Raw genomic sequence first — 23,621 nt, forward strand, 5'->3', positions numbered from 1 at the left:
CTGCCTCCGATAGGCCATAGGATACTTCTTTTTTATTTCAGCATTGCTCCATTTGAAGCAATGACTTCCTTATACCAATCAAAAGAATCTTTCTTGATTCGATCAAACGAACCATTCCCTTCATTGTCACGGTCTACATAGATGAACCCATATCTTTTTCGCATTTCACCTGTAGTAAATGAGATGAGATCAATACAGCCCCATGCTGTATAGCCAATCACATCAATGCCGTCTTCCTCGATGGCAAGCATCATTTGTTTGATGTGTTCTGCTAGATAGTCAATCCGTTCGGGATCATGAATGCCGGTTTCTGTCATTTGGTCATTAAAACCAAAGCCATTTTCCACAATGAAAATCGGCAGTTCATAACGATCCTGCAAGAGATTCAGCATATAGCGCAAACCAATGTGGTCAATCGTCCAGCCCCATTCCGTCATCGTTGCATAAGGATTCGTTGTCAGCACACTGCTGCCCAACAGAGGATCATGTAAATAGTTTGCATCTGAGCGAGTAGATACTGTATTGCTTAAATAATAAGTAATCCCGATATAATCAACGGTGCCCTTTGCCAAATCATCAAGATCGGCTTCTGTTACATCGATCGTGTACCCTTTTTTCTGCCATTCATTGAGAATTCTTTTTGGGTAGTGTCCGCGAACGTGTACATCTGTGAAATAGAGTTGATTATTATCTTCTTGTTGTGCTAACAATTGATCACGAGGATCAGAAGTCAGCGGGTAATTAGGTGTGGCAGCTAAACAGCAGCCAATTTGAAACTCAGGATTGATTTTTTTCGCAGCTGTGACGACCCGAGCTGAAGCAACAAACTGATAGTGAGCGGCTTGGTACATGCCTGCTAGTTTCTCCTCATCCTCGTCAAAGATCACACCAGAATTGGTAAAACTGTAAATTGGATTATCGATGATCCGCTGATTGTTGATCTCGTTAAATGTTAGCCAATACCGCACTTTTTCTTTGTAGCGTTCCATTACAGTTTGCGCAAAACGTTCAAAAAATCCGATCATCTTTCTGTTGCGCCAAGCCCCATAGGTTTCAACTAAATGATAGGGCATCTCGAAATGAGACAACGTCACAACAGGTTCTATTCCATATTTTTGCATCTCGTCAAAGACCTGATCGTAAAAATACAGCCCTTCTTCGTTCGGTAGTTGTTCATCTCCTAAAGGAAAAATTCGTGTCCATGCGATACTGATTCGCAAAGCTTTGAAACCCATTTCCGCAAAAAGTTTGATATCTTCCGGGTAACGATGGTAAAAATCAATGCCTTCATGATTCGGGTAATATTCCTCAGGCAAGATTGTGTTGGTAATTTTCCGAGGCCGGTCTTTCGTTCCTGCTGTCATCACATCGGCAATACTGATCCCTTTCCCGCCTTCTTGCCAAGCACCTTCCACTTGATGAGCGGAGATCGCACCGCCCCATAAAAAGTTTTCTTTCATTTTCAAACTCCTATCCTTCGTTGTTTACGGTAAACAGAATCCCTTCTGCTTCAATTGTTCCGGCCGTTGTTTCGTACTCGATTACTGTATCTGGTCCACAATTTGTAACGATCACGGGTGTCGATAATTGATAGCCTTTATCCAGAATCGCCTGCCGGTCAAAGGTCAACAAACGATCTCCTCGTGCAATTGTCGCACCATTTTCGACGTTAACATCAAAAAACTCACCATTTAGATTCACGGTATTCAGCCCGACGTGGATCAATAATTCAACCCCTTGATCAGATTTGATACCAATCGCATGCTTAGAAGGGAAAACAGCAACAACAGTGCCCGCAAAAGGTGCCCGAATGATTCCTTCATCGGGGATGACCGCAATTCCTTGTCCAGCGATCCCGCTGGCGAACACATCGTCTTCCACTTCTGCTAAAGGCATCACTTGTCCTTTTACCGGTGAGTAAATCGGAGTTGCTGCATTGGTTAAGATACTTTCTACCTCTGATTCAGGCTCTGCTTCAAATTCTGTCAGTTCGCTTTCCTTCACGCCGAAGAAATAAGCCAGTAAAGCACCTGACAACAATGAAACGGTGATTCCGATCAGATAGCCCACCAAAGGACTGTAAACAGGCAAGGAAAAAATATTATGGAAAACATACGCATTCATCGTCACACCAAAAGCGCCTAACACCGCTCCGCCTAAACCACCGGAAATAGCTACGATCGGCAAAAGTCTTTTGTAACGAAGAATAATCCCATAGACGATGGGCTCTGTCACGCCGGCAAAGAAGCCAGTCAATGCAACAGGGCCTGCCAAAGCCCGCATTTTCGAATGTTTTTTCGCTCGTAAGAAGAAGCCAACTGCAATCCCGATTTGAGCAAAAACAGCGGCCAATGCCATTCCTTCAATGGGGTCTCCACCTAATCTTGTCAGATTATCTAACGTTACAGGTGTAAAGCCCCAGTGCAAACCAAACATAACCATGAAGGTCATCCCGCCCCCTAAAACGATGCCTGAAAGGATTCGGCTTTTTTCAAATAACCACATTACACTTCCTGATAAAAGATCCCCGAAAAAGGTGCCGAATGGACCAAAAAGGATAACGGTCAATGGAATCATGATCATCAAACTAAGCATTGGTACGGCAAACAATTGAATGTCTTTATAAATAATCTTTTTCAAAAATTTATCTACAAATTGATAAATGAAAATAGCCGCAAAAATCGGAAATAGGGTTGTGGCATAGTCCACGGCTTGAACTGGTATCCCCAAGAAATTTGTATTTTCCACGCCAATCAACCCAGTAAACTGAGGTTCCAACAATGCTGCACCAATCACGCCGCCAACGTACATGTTGGCACCTAATCTTTTCGACAACGTGATCCCTAAGAAAATCGGTAAAAAATAAAATATTGCATTACTCGCGGCACTCAAAATGACATAAGTAGAAGATTCTGCTGATAACCAATTAAATTGGGTCAAAACCGTCAGCAGTGCTTTTAGCATCCCCGAACCTGCTAGAGCAGGAATTAAAGGAGAAAAAGCACCTGAGATAATTTCAAATACGGCGTTCAAATTAAAACCTGTTTTTTTCGAAGAACCTGTTTCTTGATCTGATAACCCAGCCATAGCTGAGATCGTCGCATAGTAATCTGATACATTGCTGCCGATTACGACTTGATATTGTCCTCCGCTTTGTACAACAGACATCACATAGGGCAGTTTTTGAAGTTCCCCTTTATTGGCCTTGGCGTCATCCTTCAAGCCAAAACGCAATCTCGTTGCACAATGAACCAAGCTGTCGATATTTTTTTCACCACCGATCAAGCGAATGATCGCGGCACTTTCGTTTTCAAATTTCATAGTTATTCTCCTTTTGCGTATAATAAAAAGCGTGATCTAGAATACACCTCAAACAAAAGACTCGTTTGAGTACTCACTCTAGGTCACGCCTGCTTTACCAGTAACGATCCGTTAAGATGCCAATCGATTTAAATGTAAGGTTAAATACAACACTTCATCTTCAGTGATTTCCCACTGATACCTATTTTCCAGAAATTGCTTGATTTTCATAGCACACTCATAATCCAACGGATATTTCAGTTGAATCACATCTAATAAACTAGACGCTGGTTGAGCTGGTAGCTCATTGCTCATCTGTCGTTTAACAAAGTAGCGAATGTGAGTGATGAATCGGGAAAAATAAATAGAGTCTTGTCTGAATTCTTTACCATAATGATAATTGATGATCGTCAAAATATCTTTCATGACTTTGGAAATCAGCATTGTTTCTTCCATTCCGTTGTTATCGCCTAAAAAATTCACGAAATGCAGCGTAATAAAAGCAGCCTCATCTTGCGGAATATTCAGATGTGTTCGCTTTTGCATCAGCTCAACCGCTTGAAGACCAATTTCATATTCTTTCGGGTACACCTGCTTTAATTCCCATTCTAGGGGTGTTTGAATTTTCATCCCTTCTCTTGCCCTCGTCAGAGCAAAACCGATATGGTCTGCAAGTGCCACTAGCAGTGCAGGATTGCTTTCGCATTGAAACGCTTCCTCAAACAATTTTAAAATATCGCTGGCCAGTTGCAGATCACGATATTCAATCCGTTTAAGCAGCTGTTCCAAATCTGCAATGCTTTTTTGGTCGTTAATGATGAATCGCTTTTCTATTTTCTTTTGATCGACAGTGTCGCCTGGCTTCAAACCAAAGCCGATGCCACTCCCCATCACAACTTCTTCTTGGTGATTGTCGTTCAGGACTAATGAAGCATTATTATTAAATACTTTGACGATTTCCATGGTCAACACCTCCTAAAATAAAACAAAAAAATAACGTCACCAACTAGCTATGATCTTTTTCCAAAACAAACGAATGGAGAAAATCTCATACCTGTGGTCACGCCTGCATTATCAGTAACGATCCGATGCACTTACTATACTTCAAAATGAAAACGACGTCAATAGCTTTTTTAAAGCATTTTCTTGTATGAGCTTCTGACGAGATTATTCAAAAAAATGGCGACAAAAAAAGACGTGTTGTCTCTTGCTGCCGCCATGCGAACCTGTAATGCCGCTTTTTCTTTTCACAAATTTCTCTTTTCATTGCCTATGCGATGGACTGTTTTCCTGAAAAATAGCTGCTCATGTATCAGCGAATTTTCTTATGTTTTTCGAAACTCATTCGGTGAAACCTGATGGTATTGTTTGAACTTTTTGTAGAAATAATCAACATTGCTGTAGCCCACCAATTCAGCAACTTCGTAGACCATTAGATTGGAATGACGCAAGATTTCCACCGCTTTTTCCATTCGAACTTCATCCAAGAACGCCAAATAATTTTTCCCAGTTTCTTTGCGAAACTTCTTGCCTAGATAGGCACTATTGTAATTGAAACGTTCCCCGATTTTTTTCAAGGTCAAATCTTCTTGATAATGCTTTTTCGTGTATTGGATCAATTCTGCAATGATATCGATTTGGTTCAAACTGCTGGCGACTGTTGCTTGCAAGTCTGTTAGTTTTGCGGTGATCACCTCTTGCAGCATTGGAAACGTCTGGGCGAGAAAAATCTGCTGATGCACTTCGTCTGTCGACCATTCGATTGCTAAGGCTACTTTTTCACTGATTTGATGCTGCAGCCATTCGATGTCACCATTGATTTGCCATTTGATCTCTTCTTCCAATGCCAATGAATGATAAAAGGTTTGATAATAGCGGGATAACGGCTGTTCTAACGGATCGTTTGCCAAAATCGCCTTAACTAATTCTTCACGCAAATCGCTTCGTTCTTCTGCTTCTTGCGTCGTATCCAAAACATGGTGAGAAATGACTTGATTGGGAAATAAGAAAATCAATTTACTTAATGTCTGGATATCGATCATCAATGGCTTCAAGTTATCTTGCGCCGCAAACCAGCGGGAGATCAAGATTTCTTGGTGAGCCATTTTTTTACGGCACCATGCATCGATCGCCTCGTCGGGAAAGCGCTCCTCGTTTAACAAGACCAAATACCGATGATGCCGATGGATCAAGGTGACGACTTGCGCCACTTGCTCCTGCAATTTCTCAACCAGCTTTTGGGCATCTGCCTCCTCGGAAAGACGCAATAGCTTGATGGCTTGTGCGTCTTTGATTCCCGTTTGATCCCCGCCAAACAATTTCTCCATCAACTGACTCTTCTGATTTTTCTGCTGATCGGTCTTGGCTTTTTGATCGATTTTCGTCAAAATACCGATCAGCTCTTCTTCATCAACTGGTTTCAGCAAATAGGTCACAGCGCCCAGTTGCAAAGCTTGCTTGGCATAGTCAAAATCTGAGTAGCCGGATAAAATAATGGCAAAAAACAAAAGCCCTTCCTCCGATGCTGCTTGCACCATCTCAAGACCATTTTTTCCCGGCATACGGATATCAGCGATCACAACATCTGGCTTCAATTCGCGGATCATTGCCAAGCCAGCTTCGCCGTTTTCCGCCGACCCGACGATTTGATACCCCAGACGTTCCCAATCGATGATCAGAGGTAGCCCATTTCGGATCGATGCTTCATCGTCAACGATCAACACTTTACGCATTTTCCAACCTCCATTTTCAGCTACTCCTTCATTACATCATGTTTCACTTGTCAAACTTGCCCCGTTGGTGCGAATCACCTCTTGATACCAATAAAAACTATCTTTCGGGATGCGCGCCAACTGACGTTCGCTTTGATTGTCGCGATCAACATAAACAAACCCATAGCGTTTTTTGTATCCATTCAACCAACTTAGTAGATCTGTAAAGGACCAAGCACAATAGCCGATCAGCTCAACCCCATCCGTGATGGCCTTTTGCAGTTCCACCAGATGTTCCTGCAAATAGGTGATGCGGTATGGGTCATGGATCTGTTTGTCTTCTGTCAATTGATCGATAGCGCCTAACCCATTTTCAGTAATAAAAATCGGCAAGTCATAATTGGCTTGGATGCGCCGCAAGGCTACACGGAAACCAACGGGATCGATCTCCCAGCCCCAATCCGTTTTTTTCAAGTGAGGATTTTCTGCTGTCGCAAACATGGTTTCTTCGGGTGAGAACTCACCAGTTGCCGCTTGCATCAAATACGGATCGACTTTAGAAAATTCTTTCTTTTCAGCTGACTGCTTTTGCAAATTGTTTTGCTGGGCCGTCCCACCGTGATAGTAATTGATTCCTAAGAAATCAGGTTTTGCCTGTTTTAATAGTGCTTGATCTTCTGGAGTGACTTCAGGAGCCAAGCCAACTTTGGCTAATTGCTTGTAGACAAATTTTGGGTATTCGCCTTTGCAATAGACATCTAAAAACCATGCGTTGTTGAAGGCTTCGCCATTTTCTGCTGCCAGCACATCTTCTGGGTCACAGCTAAACGGATACATCGGTCCATAGCCAAAACTTGGACCGATCTTGCCCTGAGGAACCAGCTCATGGAACAAATTGATCGCCTTAGCATTGGCAAGGTTGATGATATGATTGGCTGCATACATCCGTTTTAAGTCCTTCAAGCCCGGCGGATGTGCCGCCCAACGGTACCCAAGAGAAGTGAAGACATTTTGTTCATTCATGGTGACCCAATAGGTGACTTTCTTTCCTAGGCGTTCAAAAAGGATCCGGCAATACCGTTCAAATGCTTCTGCTGTTTCTCGGCCTTCCCATCCTAAGTATTTGTCTTGCAAAGCCTGGGGAAGGTCCCAATGATACAGCGTCAAAATCGGCTCTACTCCTTGCCGAAGCAATTCGTCCACCAGCTTTTCGTAAAACGCCACACCCGCTTCATTGACCGCGCCTTCGCCATCAGGCAAGATTCGCGACCACGCCACGCTGAAGCGATAGGCTTTCAAGCCCATTTGCTTCATCAAAGCAACATCTTCTTTGTACCGATGGTAATGATCGATCGCCACTTTGCCGTTGGTTTCCTCAAAAGTATTGCCAGGAATTTGGGCATAGGTGTCCCAAATCGACGGACCTTTGCCGTCTTCTGCCCATGCTCCTTCAATTTGATAGGCCGCCGAAGCTGCCCCCCATAAGAAGTTTTCTGGGAAAGGATCTAAGTTTGTGTGAAACATCAAGTTGCCTCCTTCATTTCCTAAACCGAAATAAATCGGTTACATTTTATCGTATCATAAGTTGGTTGATTCGTAACAATTGCCAAAAGATATTTTTAGGTGAAAAAACTGCCGCTCCTCAGAACGACAGTCGTTTCTTATTAAAACAGGTAATCATTCAAACGAGATTTCACATATTCAATGTGGCTGGATTCTAATTCGATTTGATCATGCGCCAATGCGTAATCTGTCAGTGTTTCTAAGTTTTCCTCATCAGCAACGATCTTCGCTCCGATGCCTTCTTGGAAAGAGGCGTATCGTTTTTCCTTCAATTCGTCTAAGAAGCGGTCTTCTTTTAGTTTCGCTGCTGCTTTCAACGCTCGGGCATACGTATCCATACCAGCGATGTGGGCTAACAACAGATCTTCCATTTCAAATGACGAACGACGGACTTTAGAATCGAAATTGATTCCTCCCGGCGCAATGCCGCCGTTTTCTAAGACTTCGTATAAAGCAAGTATCGAGTCAAAGACGTTGGTTGGGAATTCATCCGTATCCCACCCTAACAGCATATCTCCTTGGTTGGCATCCAGTGAGCCTAATGCGTTATAGCTACGGGCAACGGCGATTTCATGTTCAAAGGTATGGCCAGCTAAAGTTGCATGATTGGCTTCTAGGTTTAATTTGAAATCTCCTTCTAAGCCGTAGTGCTGAATGAAGGCCATCGTTGTCGCTGCATCAAAATCATATTGATGTTTTGATGGTTCTTTTGGTTTCGGCTCTAATAAGAACTGCGGTTTATGACCGATTTTTTCGCCATAAGCGATCGCCATTTTGAATAGACGGGCGATGTTGTCTTGTTCAAATTTCATGTCTGTATTCAACAAGGTTTCATAGCCTTCACGGCCACCCCAGAAGACATAGTTTTCGCCGCCTAATTTTTTCGAGATGTCTAAGCCTTTTTTGACTTGGGCTGCCGCATACGCATAAACTTCTGCATTATTGGTGGAAGCAGCGCCGTTATTGAAACGAGGATGTGAGAACATATTTGCTGTATTCCATAATAGTTTGATTCCCGTTTGTTCCATTTTTTCTTTGATCAAATCGGTGATTTCGTCTAAGTTTTGGAAAAATTCTTCTAACGTTTCCCCTGCAGGTGCCACGTCAACATCATGGAAACAGAAGAACTCTGCCCCTAATTTTTCGCAAATCTCGAAGAAGGCTTCTACTCGATTTTTCGCCGTTTCCATTTCGGTGTCACCGATCCACGTCCGTTTGTTGACAGGTGCGCCAAAAGGATCAGAACCGTCTTGCGTCATCGTATGCCAATAGGCGATTGCAAAACGTAGATGATCTTTCATTTTCTTGCCTAAAACAACTTCTTCGGCATCGTAGTGGCGAAATGCAAACATATTGTCTGTTTTAGGACCTTCGTAGCGGATTTTTTCGATCTCTGGAAAATAAGTCATTGTTGTTGCCTCCATTTTATGTTTTTTAGTGTAATAAACTAACTTACTTGTTTCCAATCATTTAGAACCAAAAACGATTCCTCGCTTTGATCAAGTAGATTGCCTGCTGCCATTACGCTACTCGATTTGCGCCAATGCATGGCAGATAGGGGCGGTTTGTTGGTAGACGGTGCGGTAGATCGCATAAATTTCTTGGTATTTGGCGACATTTTCAGGAATCGGTGCAATGGCCTTGCCGTATTTGACAAAGGCGTTAACACAGGCAGCTGCATCTGGATAAATGCCACTGCCGATTGCTGCCAGCATTGCTGCGCCCATACCTGGACCTTGCTCAGTAGACAAAGTCAGCATTTCTGCATTAAAAATATCGGCTTGCATTTGCAGCCATTCGGCATTTTTCGCACCGCCCCCCACAGAAACGATCTGGGTGAATTTCCGCTGTGCCCGTTCTTCCATGATCATTTGGGAATCTTTCAAAGAGAAGGTGATCCCTTCTAAGACCGCACGACTGAAATGCTTTTCGCGATGCCGTGTGTCGATGCCGATAAAACTACCCCTGATTTGGCTGTCGGTATGCGGTGTGCGTTCGCCCACGATATAAGGCGTAAACAGCAGGCCTTCTGCCCCTGGGTTTACCTCACTGATCGCTGAAAGCAATTCCTGAAACGATTGGTTGGGGGCAAACGTATCACGATACCAGCTTAAGGAATTTCCAGCGGCTAACGTGACCCCCATTGAATACAACTTGTCTTTGATCGCATGACGGAAAAGGTGTAGATCTCCTTGATAATCAACCTCTTGCGCTTCTTCAAAGGATAAGAACACACCGCTAGTGCCAATCGACACCATGCCGACACCTTCGGCGATGATCCCTGAACCTAATGCAGCACAGGCATTGTCTGCGCCACCTGCATAGATCGTCACCTCTTGTTCAAACCCAAAAGCTTCTTGCAGCTCTTTTCGCATTTGCCCTACAGGCGCTGCTGATTCAAAAAGCGGCGGCAGTAAATCCGATGCGATTGCGAATTTTTCTAGAATGGCTTCAGACCAGCACTTCTTTTCGATATCCAGCAGTAACGTACCCGCTGCATCGGAATAATCCATCGAATAGTTCCCAGTCAGCCAAAAAGCCAAGTAGTCTTTTGGCAGCATCATGTGACGAACTTGTTGCCAATGTTCAGGCTCGTGTTCTTGGACCCATAAAATTTTTGGTAAGGTGAACCCTTCCAAAGCAACATTCTTGGTGATTGCTTTTATTTCCTCTCCAAAGGATGCCATGATCGCTTGGCATTGTTTGGTGGTCCGAACGTCATTCCATAATATTGCCGGACGAATGACTCGGTTTTCTTCATCCAATAAAACAAGACTATGCATTTGCCCAGAAAAGCTGATGCCGATCAATTCCTTTTGCAGCGTTGGAAGCTGCTGGATCAAGGTTTTGATCACCTTATCTGCCGCCTGTTGCCAGTGCACCGGCTCTTGCTCACTGAACCCCGGTCTTGGGGATGACAATGGATAGTCAGCACTTGCTGTTCCTTGGAGTTCCCCGGTTTGATCAAAAACTAAGCCTTTTAACGCACTTGTTCCTAGATCCAACCCTAAAAAATAAGCCATCTCTTCTCTCCTTCCTCTGTTTGAAGCAGTTAACCATTGACTCTTAAACGGTTAATTAGCATTCAAAACTAACTAATTGGATAGTAAACGATTCTCGCATTCCTGTCAAGCGCTTTCAACGAATCTTTCATGGTTTTTCCTTATCAAACTGCTGCTCCTACATTCTGCGTCTTTTCTTTATTCTTCAGCTTGCACAATATTAATTTGCACGGTAAGCTAACACTAATCACATCTACGAAGAGGAGAACACATGATTATCAATAAAATGGGCATACGCGAACAAAATGAAGCGGCTGTATTGAAGACGATCATTGACAATGAAAATGTGTCACGAGCGGAAGTGTCAAATTTGACCCATCTCAATAAAGCGTCTGTTTCTCAAATAACCAAAAAACTGATCGACACGGACTTCGTGCGCGAAGTCGGCATTGGTGATTCCACTTCGATCGGTGGTCGCAAACCGATTCAATTGCAATTCAATCACCGTAGCAGCTTAGCTGTTACCTTTGACATCGGCTATAACTATGTTCGAGGGATGCTCTCTTATATCAATGGCGAGATGATCGCCTCTGCCGACCATTCCCATGAATTGATCACCAAAGAAAATGTACTGGCGACGATCGATTCCATGATGAAAGAGTTTTGGCCGCAAATGCCGCAAACCACTCATGGATTAGTAGGAATCTGTTTGGCGATCCACGGCATCGTTCACAATCAGACGGTCACCTTTGCCCCCTACTACGACTTGGAACACTTTGATTTGATCGCCCCTTTGAGCCAAAAATACAATACGGCGGTCTATATAGAAAACGAAGCCAATCTGACGGCTTTAGGCGAGTACTGTTTTTCTTCTGATTCCACGAATTTACTGAGCGTCAGCGTCCATAGTGGGATCGGTGTCGGAATCATCGTTGATGGGCAGCTGCAAACCGGTACTCACGGCATGGCGGGGGAAGTTGGTCATTCTACGCTCTTTCCTCACGGCAACTTGTGCCCTTGCGGCAATCGAGGCTGCTTAGAGCAATACGCGTCGAACAAAGTCTTGTTTGACACCTACAGTCACTATACAAAAACTGCGTTCGTTAATTCGGATACCTTTGCACAAGCCTATCATGCCGGAGAAAAATCAGCAGTCGAGTTGGCGCAACAAAATGTTGAGTTTCTTAGTATTGGGCTAAACAATGTCATCACTTTTTCTGATCCCGAAGAAGTCTATATCAACAGCTCGGTCTATCGCAAAATTCCTGATTTATTACTAGCGCTGCAGCAAAAATTGACCAGCCAGTTCACCAAAAACACGAAGATCAAAAACAGTCGATTAGGCGATCAGGCCCCGCTGTTTGGCGGCAATGTTTTAGTGGCGAAACATTTCTTGAATATCAACGATTTGCGCTTTGCGGCACTTGATCTCTCCCGTGTGATCCGTTAAATGAATGCTGGACTGAAGACTCAGTCCAGCGTTTTCTTTTGGTAAAAAGGTCTCGCTATCCTTTGATTCCGCCAGCCGTCACACCGCCCACGATGTATTTCGATAGAAACAGGTAAATCAGCAGTAAAGGAATAATACTTAATGAGATCCCTAGATACATACTGCCAAATTCAGTACGGTAAACATCGGTTTTCAGCAATTGGACCAGCATCGGCAACGTATACTTTTCCGTATCGTTGATCAAGATCAAGGGCATCAAGAAATTATTCCACGAGGTCACGAACGAGAAAATCGCCATGGTGGCTAAGCCCGGTTTCATCAAGGGCAACATGATGCGATGGAAAATTTTGATTTCGCCGGCTCCGTCCAAACGAGCAGAATCTGCCAAATCAGGATGATAGATCGTTTCTAAGTATTGCTTTAAGAAAAAAACGGTAGCAGGTGATGCGATCGCTGGTAAAATCAATGGCAGAAAATTATTTAAGAGCCCTAAGCGATTCATAAATTGATAAAAACCGATCATGCTGATTTGCTGAGGAATCATGATCAGCCCAAGAATGACAGCAAACAGGACTTTCTTGCCACGAAACTCATAGGCGATCACGCCATATGCTGTCAATGCCGAAAAATATACATTGAGAACGGTAGCGCCAGCCGCAATCAAGAAACTATTTTTAAACCCATTGAAAACATTGAAGCCTCTGCCCATTAAGACGGACCAGTTGTATTGGAGATTACCGCCTGGCCACAAGGACAGCCCTTGCTGGATCTGTTCTGCTGAACGGGTCGCATTGACTAAGACGACCCAAAAGGGCAGAATACTTAAGATGGTCAGCAACACCAAAAAGACATAGATCAACAATCGTTTTGCTCGATAGCTATTTTCCATTTATTTTCGCCCCACTTTGCTGTTTTCTTTGAAAAATTGAAACAATAACGTGCTTAATACGATCGAAAGTACCAATAATAGCACCGACGCGGTTGCGGCAACGTTGAAATTCCGACTCCCGGTAAAGGCTTGGTTGTAGATAAACATCGTGATCGTTAAGACACTATTGTTGGGATTGCCGTTTGTCAGCAAAAAAGGAATGTCGAACATTTGCAAGCCGCCAATCAAGGATGTCACTAATGTATAAAGCAAGATTGGTTTTAACAAAGGCAGCGTGATCTTGCGGAAAATTTGACCATCATTGGCTCCATCGACCATTGCTGATTCAAAAAGAGCATCATCAATGCTCAAAATGCCCGAAACCAAAACGATCGTTGTCTGACCATACCACATCCAAAATTGGATAAAGGAAACGATCAGCCGAGTGCCCGTTTCACTACGGAAAAAGTCATAGGGCTGGTCCAAAACACCGAAATGCTGCAAGACTAGGTTGATCGGACCTAACGGAAAACTGAACAAAACGAAAAATAAGATTGCTACTGAAGCGGCAGTAATGATGTTGGGTAAGTAAAAAACGACTTTGAAGAAGCCTTTCCCCCGCAAGCGCAACTTGATATTGGTAAACCATGCCGCCAGCAACAGAGCCAAGCCAATTTGAGGGACAAAGTTTACGCCCCACAAAATAAAGGTATTGCTGATGGATTTTAAAAATAACGGGTTGCGAAAAATCGCAAAATAGTTATCCAGTCCGACAAGATTGGCAGCTGGATTCCACCCTTTTAGATCCGTAAAGCTTAGGTAAATCGTATAGAGAATTGGATAAAGCTGAAAAACCAAGAATGCTAGAAAAAATGGTGCGATAAATAATAGCCCATAGCGATGATACTGTTCAAATCTTCTCTTATTCTGCATCGTAATCCCCCTGATATTTATTTCTTCTACTGCCAACTTCTGCCTGTAAAGACAAGCCATTTGAGCAGCGCATAATACCTAGAAAAGGTTGAAACCGCCCCCGTCTTCGGTGCCGGTTTCAACAACACCTAATCTACTTGAACATCTGGATAAGCATTGACGACCGCATCTTTAAAGTTTTGGATCGCCGTTTCCTGATCCACTTCACCTTTTGAAAATGGTGTCAAACAACTATCCGTAAAGAGGGTTTCAATCGTCTGGTCATACTCGGTCAGAATTTTCGCATTGATGTCTTGAACCATATCGGCAAATTCTGCATAGTGGTTTTGACCGCCTAAAAATTCCTCTTCATATTCGCCTTTAATTTCTTCAACGACTCGCTCATTTGATACAAAATCACCGGTATCTTCGGCCCATTGTTTTAAAAATGCTTGATCTGTGGTCAAGTAAGCCACCAATTGCGCAGCTTCTTCTTGCATCTCAGAATTTGCTGTAGCACCGATCCATGTGCCGCCCCAGAACCACGACGACGGTCCTTGGATCATGCGCCAGTCCCCTTCTGTTGAGCTGGAGTTATCGGCAGCTGTCGCATTTGGTTTTAACCAATAGTGCAGCCCCCATGTCGGCAAACTATAACCGAATACATTGTCGCCATTCATTCCAGCAAACCAAGCTTCTGATTGTCCTTCTGTATCTTGTGTCAGGCCTTCTTCTACAAATTTTCGTGATACATCCAACAAGTCATACAAACTGTCGTCGATCACTAATTTGCCGTCTTCAACCCAGCCATGTTCGCGTTGACCATAAAAAGGCTTTGCCAAATCTTGGACACTAGAGATCATATAGGTGGTTCCACCACTTTTTTCTTTGACTGCTTTGGCTTGCTCATAGAACTTGTCGTAGTCTGACAATGCCGATTGCGCAGCCGCTGGATCATCGATCCCTAGCAGCTCTTCTGCCATCGATGCCCGGTAATAAAACCCGCCAGGAGCAGCTTGCCAAGCCAAGGCATGAAGAACCCCGTCTTTTGAAGTCCCTACGTCTTTGACATATTGATACGTATCTGCCGCGGCTTCATCAAGCCCCAGTGAACCAAGGTCTGCCATCATGCCTGATTCCACATATTTTTTGACAAAGGCAGATTCTAAAGCAATCACATCTGGTGCATCTTTGGAACCGAGAATCGGATCGAGCTTGGTCTCGAATTGGTCAGAAGGAATCTCCACGATCCGAATGTCATAGGCCAAGTCGTCATGCGCCGGCAAATAGTAATCATTGATCATTGTTGATAATTCTGAAGTAAAGGTCCAAACCACGAGTTCATCCTTGCCACTACTTCCCGTTGCGCTATTATCTGAGCTGCTGTTTCCAGAACCATTCCCGCAGCCACTAAGCATAAAAGCTGCTAAGCCCGCTACTGACGCTGTTTGTAAGACCCGTTTCCAATTTTTCATCTTTCTTCCTCCTCGATTTTTTGATAATCAAATGAATCAAAATCAGCCGCCAAACGATTGCCGGTCGTATCGATCGCAAACATCCCTACAAAAGCCCCTGTAAAGAATCCACCGTAATGTTCTGCTACATAGTCGTCAGACAATTGCAAGCTGTCAAATAGCTGATCGATGACCTGCCACTCTTTTTGATCAAACGAGTACGCGTATTGATAGTGGGCATAATGAACGATCGTTTTGAAGTAGACTGTTTGTACATCGGCTGGTATCACAACTTCTGGTGCTTTTTGACTCTTCAGTTGGCCCTTATCGCTTGCCAATACAGTGATGATTCTGCCTTTCGTCTCATCATGAGTGATGCAGATCGCCGACCAGTTTTGTGTATTGTAGTAATTCGTCATGCCTGCCAACTGTAGAAACGAGGTCGGTGAAAATTCGACGGCAGTCGTTGCTTCGAAACGAAAATCGCTCCATCTTCTTGCCACTAGTGCTTGATGGAACAAGGAATTGAACGACTCTCGCCCATACAAGCGCAAGTACCCTGGTCGTGCGGTCAAACTACCGATTTTCTCAGAAAAAGGAATCCGCAAGGTTTGAAACACTGGTGCCAACGACGCCTCTTCAAAATCATCAAAGCCTGATTCTGTTTCCCACGGATGTTCGGGCAGCTGTGGCTGTGGGACTTCCTCTTTTGGAAAGTTTCCGCCTGTGATATACGGCCAATCATTTTCCCAATAAACAGACTGGATCGCTGTTTCTCGTCCGAGCGGGCAATAACCGCGATTTTCTAAGAGGGGCGTTTCTGGATACTTCAGCGCTCGCCCTGTTAAGTGAACAAAATACCATTCATCGGTCTGCGTTTTCACAAATGAACCATGGCCAGCTTTTTGTAGCAGGATCTCTGGCTGTCCCCAGGAACTGATCAGAGGGTTTTGAGGATGAACTTCATAAGGCCCTTCGATGTGCGTCCCACGAGCGATGGTACTTGCATGTTCAAACTTGGTGCCACCTTCTGCCGTCAATAAATAATAATAGCCGTTCACTTTATACATAACCGGTGCTTCCGTCAATTTGCGCTCTGTTCCTTTGAAGATGATTTTGGGCTGCCCCACCAATTTCTTGGCTTGCCAATCAAACTCTTGGAGAGCGATCCCATAAAAGGAATGGTTTGTCGGACGATAATCCCAAACCATGTTCAGAAAATATTTTTTGCCGTCGTCGTCATGAAATAACGAGGGATCGAAACCAGAAGAATTCATATAGATTGGTTCTGACCAATCCCCATCAATGGTTTCACAGGTGATCAAATAATTGTTCACATCTTTCCAACTATTAGATTGTGTTTTGACATCTGAATAAATCAACCAAAAACGACCATCACTGTAACTTAAGTTTGGCGCCCAAACGCCCCCAGAATCTGGGTTTCCCAGCATATTCAACTGACTGACACGATTGACTGGTGTACTGATCAAGCGCCAGTTCTTCAAATCCTTCGAATGGAAGATGCGCACACCTGGAAACCATTCAAAGGTCGACGTAGCAATGTAATAATCTTCACCTGCACGATAAATACTCGGGTCTGGATGAAAGCCTGTTAGTATCGGATTGGTAATCAAAAAAATTTCCTCCTCTTTCCCTCTTTGGCATTTTGTGGTTCAACTGAGTGTCAGTAGGAATGAGCTTCATTCAGTTAGTAAGTTTTCTTTACTAATATACCTAACAAAAAAAAGAAACTTGCTGCTGCAGCTCATTTTAAAAATATTCACTAATCATTGTTCTATTTACTTTCTTCAGCTGAACTGTCATAATTATAGAATGAAATCGCTATCATTCACAGGACGATTTCCACACATCGATAGACAAAAAATGGAGGATAGATCGCGTGACCATTTTAGAAGAATACCATTTCGGCGAATACCTAGGCGTTTCCAGTTACCATCCCTACTCGCTTAATTACATGGAACATTTTCATCGTTCCTTTGAATTGCTTTTTTGTAGTGATGGCGAAGCGGTTGTCAAAATCGAAGAAAGTCCCTATGTCCTTACGACAGGCCAAGTGTTATTAGTCATGCCTTATCAGACTCATGCCATTGAAACCCCTAAGGAATCACAATTGCATATTCTTGTGTTTTCACCTGAGTATATTCCAGATTTTTACGCCAAAACGAAAGATTTCGCTTTGTCAGATCCGGTGATCACCATTGATTCATCTGTTGCCAAGCAGCTCTACTATCCTTTATTTGAAACGGATTCCCGCTATTTACGAAAATCGGCACTGTATCAAGTCCTGTACCTTTTTGAACACCAAACGACTTTATTACCAGCCAAAAATCAAGAGGATATCCTGATCCAGCTACTTGTTTACATCGAATCCCATTTCAAAGAAGAACTGACGCTCGAAAAACTAAGCAGCAGTATCGGTTATAGCAGCGTCTACGTTTCCAGAATGATCACCGATAAATTGAAAAGCACCTTTCCTCGGCTTTTGAATCAAGCAAGAATACGCCATGCCTCTTTTTTGCTGACCCATAGTCTCTTGCCGATTACGGAAGTAGCAGAACAAGCAGGCTTTCAAAATGTGCGAACCTTCAATCGAAATTTCAAAGCATTGACCTCACTGACGCCAAAAGAATACCATTTAAAACACAATGCTCATTTTTCGTTGCTGAAGGAATAGCGTAAAAAAGCAGCTTCACTTAGCTGTAAAGTGAGCTGCTACAATCTTACTCGTTTTTCTAGTCAGCCTTTTGCCTCATTCCTAGAAACTAGTGAAAAACGCTCTAACTTCCCCTTCTTCATAGAGAAATGAGCAGGAAAAAACCAATTGCAAAAATGAACCTTTGTTGTTTTACTGATTCCACAAAACTATGCCTGTTTTAAAACACCGTACTTTTTAGCTTCATACCCTTTTGCTTTGTTGATACTTCTTGGAATATCGATCAATCCCAAGAAAAATGATTCACGACGAGCCAGTCTTTGACTTTCGTCAGATCAGAAAAAGTTTTCACCTGTGCAACTACTTCTTGCTCAAGTTTTGGCTGTTTAAGCAAAGGATACTTCCCATTTTTCTTGACTGGCAAAGCACTCAAATCATCCGCAATCAGAAAAGCTGGGATCTCGGCTTGTTTTGCGGCTTTTATGCCAGCTAGAGAATCTTCTAATACCAAGGCTTCTTCAGGCTTTACGCCTAATTGTTGGCAAGCTGTTAGAAAGATTTCTGGATCAGGTTTGCCCTTTCGCACTTGATCCCCAGAAACCACCGTATCAAACCAATCTGGCATCTGTTCCATTTCAAAGTACGCCTTGATTTTTTCTTTCGATGAAGAGGATGCCATGGCTATCAAGCAATCTTGTTTTTTTAATGCTTCCAACAGGTCAAGAAGGCCGGGCTTTTTGAACACCCGTTTTTCTTCAGCTAAAATCACTTCTTTCTGACGATTCATCGCTTCTCGCCACCGATCCGTTGGTACTTGATTGCCATAAAGTTCCTGCATCCCTATACGAATATCTGCTTCCGTTCTGCCAGTCAGGTAATAATAAACTTCTTGGCAAACTTCAAAATCATATTCCTCCGCGGCTCTTAAATAAGCGCGGTAAGCTAGACGACCTGTTTCAAACATCAAACCGTCCATATCAAAAATCACCAGTTTTATCTTTTTCATCCTATAGCCTCCTTTACTTTTCTGCGAATAAAAAAGCAATGGTACCAAAATCCTTTGGCACCCATTGCTTCACCTTGTTTATTTACAGCTGACTGCTCAACTTAGCAATGATTTTACATGCGCCAAATGGCTGTCAGCCTTTTCCCGACCTTCTTTTATTAATGATTCTGAAAGAATGAAGGAGCCGCCAACTGCTAGCACCTGCGGATCAGATAAATAGTCTTGCATATTTTCGAGGTTGATTCCGCCAGTTGGGACAAATCGAATATCATAAAATGGACCCCTGAGGGCTTTGATTGCCGGCAAGCCCCCGTAGATATCCGCGGGGAAAAATTTCACAACTGATAAGCCATAAGTCGCTGCTCGTTGAATGTCATTTGGGGTAGCTGTTCCTGGAAACACTGGAATGTTTTCGGCAAGACAAAATTCCACCACATCAGGTACAAGAGCAGGGGAAACAATAAAGCGCGCCCCTTTCTCAACTGCTGCTTTCGCTTGTTCTAAGGTGCGCACCGTGCCTGCGCCGACGATCAATTTGCCTGATTGAGAGAGTTTTTCAATCGCTGCTAAAGCAAGGTCACTGCGGAAGGTCACTTCAATAAAGGGTAGTTCATGTTCGATCAACAGTGATTCTACTACTGGCAAATAGGTAAGATCTGTTGCAGTGTAAAGAGGCAATACCCTTGTTTTTGCCAATTGTTCATCGAGTGTCATACACTCTTTCCTCCCTTCGTTTCCTTCGATTGCATTTGTTCTTTCAAGACGGCTTCATGAAGCCCTTGAAGATAACTGATACCAATCGCGCGATCATACAGACCATAGCCTGGCATCGCCACTTCCCCCCAGATCGTCCGCCCGTGATCTGGACGGATGACGCCATCAAAACCGACCTCAACCAAGGCTTTCATGATGGCATACATATCTAATGATCCTTCGGTGGACAGATGGGCGGACTCTTTAAATTTACGTTCTCCCATAAACAACACATTGCGGAAATGAACAAAGTTGATGCGTCCTTTTAAGGCATGAACGATCTCCACCATGTCGTTTTCTGGATCGGCACCTAACGAACCGGTGCACAACGTTACCCCATTATAAGGCGAATCCACGATGGCCATGATTTTTTTCAAGTCCTCTAAATTTTTGGTGATTCGTGGCAAGCCAAAAATTTCCCAAGGTGGATCGTCGGGATGGATCGCCATTTTCACATCTACTTCTTCACACACAGGAATGATCCGCTTTAAGAAATAGCTTAAGTTATCAAAGAGGATTTCTTGAGTGACCCCTTCATAAGTTGCCATCAAACGCTGGAACTTTTTCAGTCGTTCTTCTTCCCAACCTGGCAATTGAAAGCCTTTTGATTGGCTATGGATCAGCGTATACATCTCACTAGGTTCCATATCATCCACAACGGCTTGATCATAGAGCAAGGAGAAGCTGCCATCCTCGTTTTGATAAAATAGATTTGTTTTGGCCCAGCCGAAGATTGGTTTGAAGCTATAGCAGATCATATGTACATCACAAGCTGCTAAATTCCGAATCGTTTGAATATATTGATCGATGTAGTGATCCCGTTCCTCTGTTCCAGCTTTGATCGCATCGTGGATCGCCACACTCTCAATCCCTAATAGCGAAAGATGCTCTTTTTCAATTGATGCTTTTAGTGCGTTGATTTCGGAAATCTCCCAGACATCTCCGGGCATTTTATTCAGAAGTGTTCCTACAATGCCGTGCATTCCTGGAATTTGTCGAATATTCGTTAACGGGATCGTATCCCCTTCCCCGTACCATCGAAACCCCCATTGCATTTGCTGTCATCCTTTCGTTTTTAAAAATCATCGTCCTCATCAGTTTCTTCGCTACTATCACCTGCTGAAGAATTGTGCCAAAGCGCTACACTATTTTCTCCTTGCTGGATCACTGCTGCCACCGCCTGTTCAATCGGTGTTGCCAAAAATTGGTGATTGATCGCTTCTAATACCATCGGCAGATTCACTCCGCCGATCACATACGTCTTTTCCTGAAGAGATTCTTCTAATTGATTGATCGTTACAACCGACTGATTGTAGGGACTCGCACTCAATAGATCAGCAAACACCACTACACCGTCCCCTTGATCTGTTTCGTGGATCGCTTCATGGATTTTGTTTCCCAGAAGTTGAATATCCTCTCCGTGGTTCAAATTAACGACCGCAATATTTTCGACACTGCCCATGATCACCTCTGCAGCATCTTTAAAACCAGTACTCAGCTGTCCGTGAGTTGCCAATACGATTCCTAACAAATGTTGTTCCTCCTTTTTCGCTTCCTAACCAAATAACGCAAGGACTTTTTGCATATTCCTACTATTCAGCTCTTTTTGCTTTAATTGTTTTCTAGGCAACACATACGTCTGATCCTGCTGCTTTTCTGCACAAAACAGATAGTTGATGCTGCCCATCGCTTCACTACTGTGTTCGATCGCCAGCTGCTGCAGTTGCCCTTCATTGAATTGCTTGCCGATAGCTCGAATCGGAGCATCGGCGCCGATAGAATCTAAATAATAAATCTTCGCATTCGGCCCTACTGAATCACGTAACACTTCCAACCCGCGTTCTCCAAAACTTCCTTCATCAAGAAACGCAAAAGCAGTCGCTGTTTGACTGTTTTGACTGATCAGTGACAGCAGCGCTAAGATAGAGGACGTATTGCGGGTCAGATTTTGCTCAAATCCTGCCCCGCGGCTTACGCGATTTAATAGCAGAAAATAAATACCGACTCCTAAAGCAAAAAGCGCTGTTTGCCATGACAACAAGGGAAATCTCCCTGATGCAAAGTGGATATAAAGCCAGGTACCCAACAACCCAAAAAGAATCATCACTGCTGAAGCAGTCAGAATAAATTGATTTGTTTTACGCCCTTGCTCCTGCCGATCAAAAAAATGGTAATCGCCAAAATGCTGTGGCGGTGTATCATAATATGTGCAGATGATCCGTTTTGCTTTGGTCAGATCGCCAACATACAAATTGCGTGAGGCGTTTTTTTTCGTGTGATCATACTCAATCACCTGAAGATCTTTGCGAAACGGAATGATATCTGCGATGAGTGCCTTCAAAAATCTTTGTTTGCTTTTATCCGTGGAACGCGATCGGTAGACATACCGATAACGAAAAAGCCAATCACGAAATGTTTCTGTTTGATTCATGGCGGACTCTCCTATTCACAAATTACTGACAAGGAAGGAGGAACTCTATTTTTTATAAGATCCTCCGCCTTCCTCTTCAACAGATGACGAACGCGCTCATTGATTACAAATTGAACTGCTTCAACACATCTTTAAGGGTTGATTTCGGTGCAGAAGGTGTTGCTTGAAAATAGATTGATTCCACACCGTACGCTTCGTTCATTTCTTTGAGTTTTTGCGCATCAGCTTGATTTAAATAAACAGATTTCGTTACCAAGAGATCTTTCTCGGGATCTTTTTGGGCGATACCGCCTATGTTCAATTCTTTCATTGGCACGCCGTGTTTTACTAAGTCGTACATCACACTGACGGTTTTAGCGATCAAAATACAGTTGTAATCTTTGAAGTTGTATTCATCCCAGTAAAATTTGGCTTTTTCTGGTGTAACGACGATCGTTTTTTGCCCTGTGCGGCTACCGGCATTTTTGTATAATTCCCGCATGAACTTATCCTTAGCTACTACCTCATCCACTACAAAAATCGAGTTAACTCCGCTTTTTTGTGACAAGGTCATCATGACCTGCCCATGGATCAATCGTTCATCTACTCGTGCTAAATTTACTACACCCATTTTTTCCACTTCCTTTTCTTATAAAATACCGACACCGGCTAAAATAATCAGAATCAAGGTCAGCCATAGTAATGCTTGCGTGACTTTTAATCCTTTCTTTGTATAGAACCAGTAGACGCCCATTACAACTGCTAACGGCAAGATCCCTGGTACAATCTGATCAAGGATATCTTGGATAATAAATTCTCGTCCAGAAATATCAAACTGCAGCGAAGAACTGACTTTGACATAGTTTCCAGCCAGAACCCCCATCATAAACAAACCGAGAACCGACAGTGTTTCAATTGCGGTTTGGACGCCTGTACTCTGCATCAAACCAGTTGCATTGCGCCCCATCGAAAATGCTTGACGGGCGAAAAACATTCCTAGAGAAACTTGATACAGTGCAAAACAAATGAATGGGAACAACGCACCTAGTGGACTTCCTTGCTGTGCCCAAGGAACAGCAATCGCAATAAAGATATATTGAACGGTTCCTGAGTCGATGGCATCTCCGATTCCTGCTAAAGCACCCATCAAACCAGCTTTCGTGTTGTACATTAGATCATCTTGCATCAAAATCTCTTTTTTCTCATGCTCTTCCTCGGCCCGCTGTTGTTCCATTGATGACATCAGCCCAGTGATGACTCCGCCCCCCCAACTCAGCTGGGTATTGAAAAACAGCAGTTGGCGTTTGTAGGCAGCTTTCAGTGCCTCATCGTCTTTGTAAAGTTTGCGCAAAATCGGCATCATGGCGTATAAAAGCGAGGGTGATAAATACCGTTCAAATGAATGCGGGATCTCATTGGCGAAATGCCATCTTAGGTATGCTTTTGTGACATCTTTCTTCGTGATTTCTTCTGGTGCGCCTTGCGCTTTTTGAATTGTTTCGGTCATTACTGCTCCTC

At 43.4% G+C, this 23,621-nt stretch carries 20 protein-coding genes; 2 read left to right on the forward strand and 18 right to left on the reverse strand.

Annotated features, from left to right (window positions below):
- Positions 1-32 precede the first annotated feature (32 nt).
- The 7 genes from IGI71_RS13900 to xylB form a co-directional block, all read right to left on the reverse strand.
- Positions 33-1,460 (reverse strand): 6-phospho-beta-glucosidase, encoded by a 1,428-nt coding sequence (locus IGI71_RS13900; protein ID WP_333718699.1) that lies wholly within the window; start codon positions 1,458-1,460, stop codon positions 33-35.
- A gap of 10 nt (positions 1,461-1,470) precedes the next feature.
- On the reverse strand, positions 1,471-3,321 hold the full coding sequence (locus IGI71_RS13905) for a beta-glucoside-specific PTS transporter subunit IIABC (RefSeq protein WP_060791440.1): 1,851 nt from the start codon (positions 3,319-3,321) through the stop codon (positions 1,471-1,473).
- A 111-nt stretch (positions 3,322-3,432) separates the two neighbouring features.
- Positions 3,433-4,263, reverse strand: coding sequence for a BglG family transcription antiterminator LicT (gene licT, locus IGI71_RS13910; protein ID WP_010749938.1), 831 nt, complete (start codon positions 4,261-4,263; stop codon positions 3,433-3,435).
- Between the two features lie 362 nt (positions 4,264-4,625).
- Positions 4,626-6,032 (reverse strand): response regulator, encoded by a 1,407-nt coding sequence (locus IGI71_RS13915; RefSeq protein WP_333718701.1) that lies wholly within the window; start codon positions 6,030-6,032, stop codon positions 4,626-4,628.
- A gap of 36 nt (positions 6,033-6,068) precedes the next feature.
- Positions 6,069-7,535, reverse strand: coding sequence for a glycoside hydrolase family 1 protein (locus tag IGI71_RS13920; RefSeq protein WP_333718702.1), 1,467 nt, complete (start codon positions 7,533-7,535; stop codon positions 6,069-6,071).
- A 140-nt stretch (positions 7,536-7,675) separates the two neighbouring features.
- A complete protein-coding gene (xylA, locus tag IGI71_RS13925; RefSeq protein WP_333718703.1) occupies positions 7,676-8,983 on the reverse strand; it encodes a xylose isomerase in 1,308 nt (435 codons plus the stop codon).
- Positions 8,984-9,100: 117 nt separating this feature from the next.
- Entirely contained in the window at positions 9,101-10,597 is a 1,497-nt protein-coding gene (gene xylB / locus IGI71_RS13930; RefSeq protein ID WP_333718704.1) for a xylulokinase, read from the reverse strand.
- 250 nt (positions 10,598-10,847) lie between these two features.
- Between xylB and IGI71_RS13935 the strand changes: the two genes are divergently transcribed.
- Positions 10,848-12,026 carry an ROK family transcriptional regulator gene (locus IGI71_RS13935; protein WP_015510297.1) on the forward strand — a complete coding sequence of 393 codons (1,179 nt, stop codon included), beginning with the start codon at positions 10,848-10,850 and terminating at the stop codon, positions 12,024-12,026.
- Between the two features lie 55 nt (positions 12,027-12,081).
- Here the strand turns inward: IGI71_RS13935 and IGI71_RS13940 are convergent, their stop codons facing one another.
- The 4 genes from IGI71_RS13940 to IGI71_RS13955 all read right to left on the reverse strand — a co-directional run bounded on the left by IGI71_RS13940 (position 12,082) and on the right by IGI71_RS13955 (position 16,894).
- Positions 12,082-12,915, reverse strand: coding sequence for a carbohydrate ABC transporter permease (locus IGI71_RS13940; RefSeq protein WP_005228444.1), 834 nt, complete (start codon positions 12,913-12,915; stop codon positions 12,082-12,084).
- Complete coding sequence (locus IGI71_RS13945) at positions 12,916-13,827, reverse strand: carbohydrate ABC transporter permease (protein ID WP_034858631.1); 912 nt, start codon at positions 13,825-13,827, stop codon at positions 12,916-12,918.
- Between the two features lie 128 nt (positions 13,828-13,955).
- The gene (locus IGI71_RS13950; RefSeq protein ID WP_333718705.1) at positions 13,956-15,281 is read right to left on the reverse strand and encodes an ABC transporter substrate-binding protein; all 1,326 of its coding nucleotides are present in this window, start codon (positions 15,279-15,281) and stop codon (positions 13,956-13,958) included.
- Complete coding sequence (locus IGI71_RS13955) at positions 15,278-16,894, reverse strand: glycoside hydrolase family 43 protein (protein ID WP_430615821.1); 1,617 nt, start codon at positions 16,892-16,894, stop codon at positions 15,278-15,280. The genes IGI71_RS13950 and IGI71_RS13955 overlap by 4 nt, the downstream gene beginning before the upstream one ends.
- Before the next feature lie 266 nt (positions 16,895-17,160).
- Here IGI71_RS13955 and IGI71_RS13960 point away from each other — a divergent pair, with 266 nt between their 5' ends.
- The gene (locus IGI71_RS13960) at positions 17,161-17,955 is read left to right on the forward strand and encodes an AraC family transcriptional regulator (RefSeq protein ID WP_430615823.1); all 795 of its coding nucleotides are present in this window, start codon (positions 17,161-17,163) and stop codon (positions 17,953-17,955) included.
- Positions 17,956-18,217: 262 nt separating this feature from the next.
- On the opposite strand, the gene IGI71_RS13965 is transcribed toward IGI71_RS13960, so the two are convergent.
- The 7 genes from IGI71_RS13965 to IGI71_RS13995 form a co-directional block, all read right to left on the reverse strand.
- Complete coding sequence (locus tag IGI71_RS13965) at positions 18,218-18,940, reverse strand: HAD family hydrolase (RefSeq protein ID WP_430615825.1); 723 nt, start codon at positions 18,938-18,940, stop codon at positions 18,218-18,220.
- 96 nt (positions 18,941-19,036) lie between these two features.
- On the reverse strand, positions 19,037-19,654 hold the full coding sequence (locus IGI71_RS13970) for a bifunctional 4-hydroxy-2-oxoglutarate aldolase/2-dehydro-3-deoxy-phosphogluconate aldolase (RefSeq protein WP_077452043.1): 618 nt from the start codon (positions 19,652-19,654) through the stop codon (positions 19,037-19,039).
- A complete protein-coding gene (gene uxuA / locus IGI71_RS13975; protein WP_087627934.1) occupies positions 19,651-20,748 on the reverse strand; it encodes a mannonate dehydratase in 1,098 nt (365 codons plus the stop codon). Before uxuA ends, IGI71_RS13970 begins: the two co-directional genes overlap by 4 nt.
- Before the next feature lie 20 nt (positions 20,749-20,768).
- On the reverse strand, positions 20,769-21,224 hold the full coding sequence (locus IGI71_RS13980) for a PTS sugar transporter subunit IIA (RefSeq protein WP_289229944.1): 456 nt from the start codon (positions 21,222-21,224) through the stop codon (positions 20,769-20,771).
- Positions 21,225-21,248: 24 nt separating this feature from the next.
- Positions 21,249-22,124: a hypothetical protein gene (locus tag IGI71_RS13985; protein ID WP_005228435.1), complete on the reverse strand. Its 876-nt coding sequence runs from the start codon at positions 22,122-22,124 to the stop codon at positions 21,249-21,251.
- 103 nt (positions 22,125-22,227) lie between these two features.
- Positions 22,228-22,734 carry a PTS system mannose/fructose/N-acetylgalactosamine-transporter subunit IIB gene (locus tag IGI71_RS13990; protein WP_005228434.1) on the reverse strand — a complete coding sequence of 169 codons (507 nt, stop codon included), beginning with the start codon at positions 22,732-22,734 and terminating at the stop codon, positions 22,228-22,230.
- 18 nt (positions 22,735-22,752) lie between these two features.
- Complete coding sequence (locus IGI71_RS13995) at positions 22,753-23,610, reverse strand: PTS system mannose/fructose/sorbose family transporter subunit IID (protein WP_074535421.1); 858 nt, start codon at positions 23,608-23,610, stop codon at positions 22,753-22,755.
- Between the last annotated feature and the right edge of the window lie 11 nt (positions 23,611-23,621).

The sequence above is a fragment of the Enterococcus sp. DIV1279b genome, assembly GCF_050531515.1.
Lineage (GTDB): Bacteria > Bacillota > Bacilli > Lactobacillales > Enterococcaceae > Enterococcus_D > Enterococcus_D casseliflavus.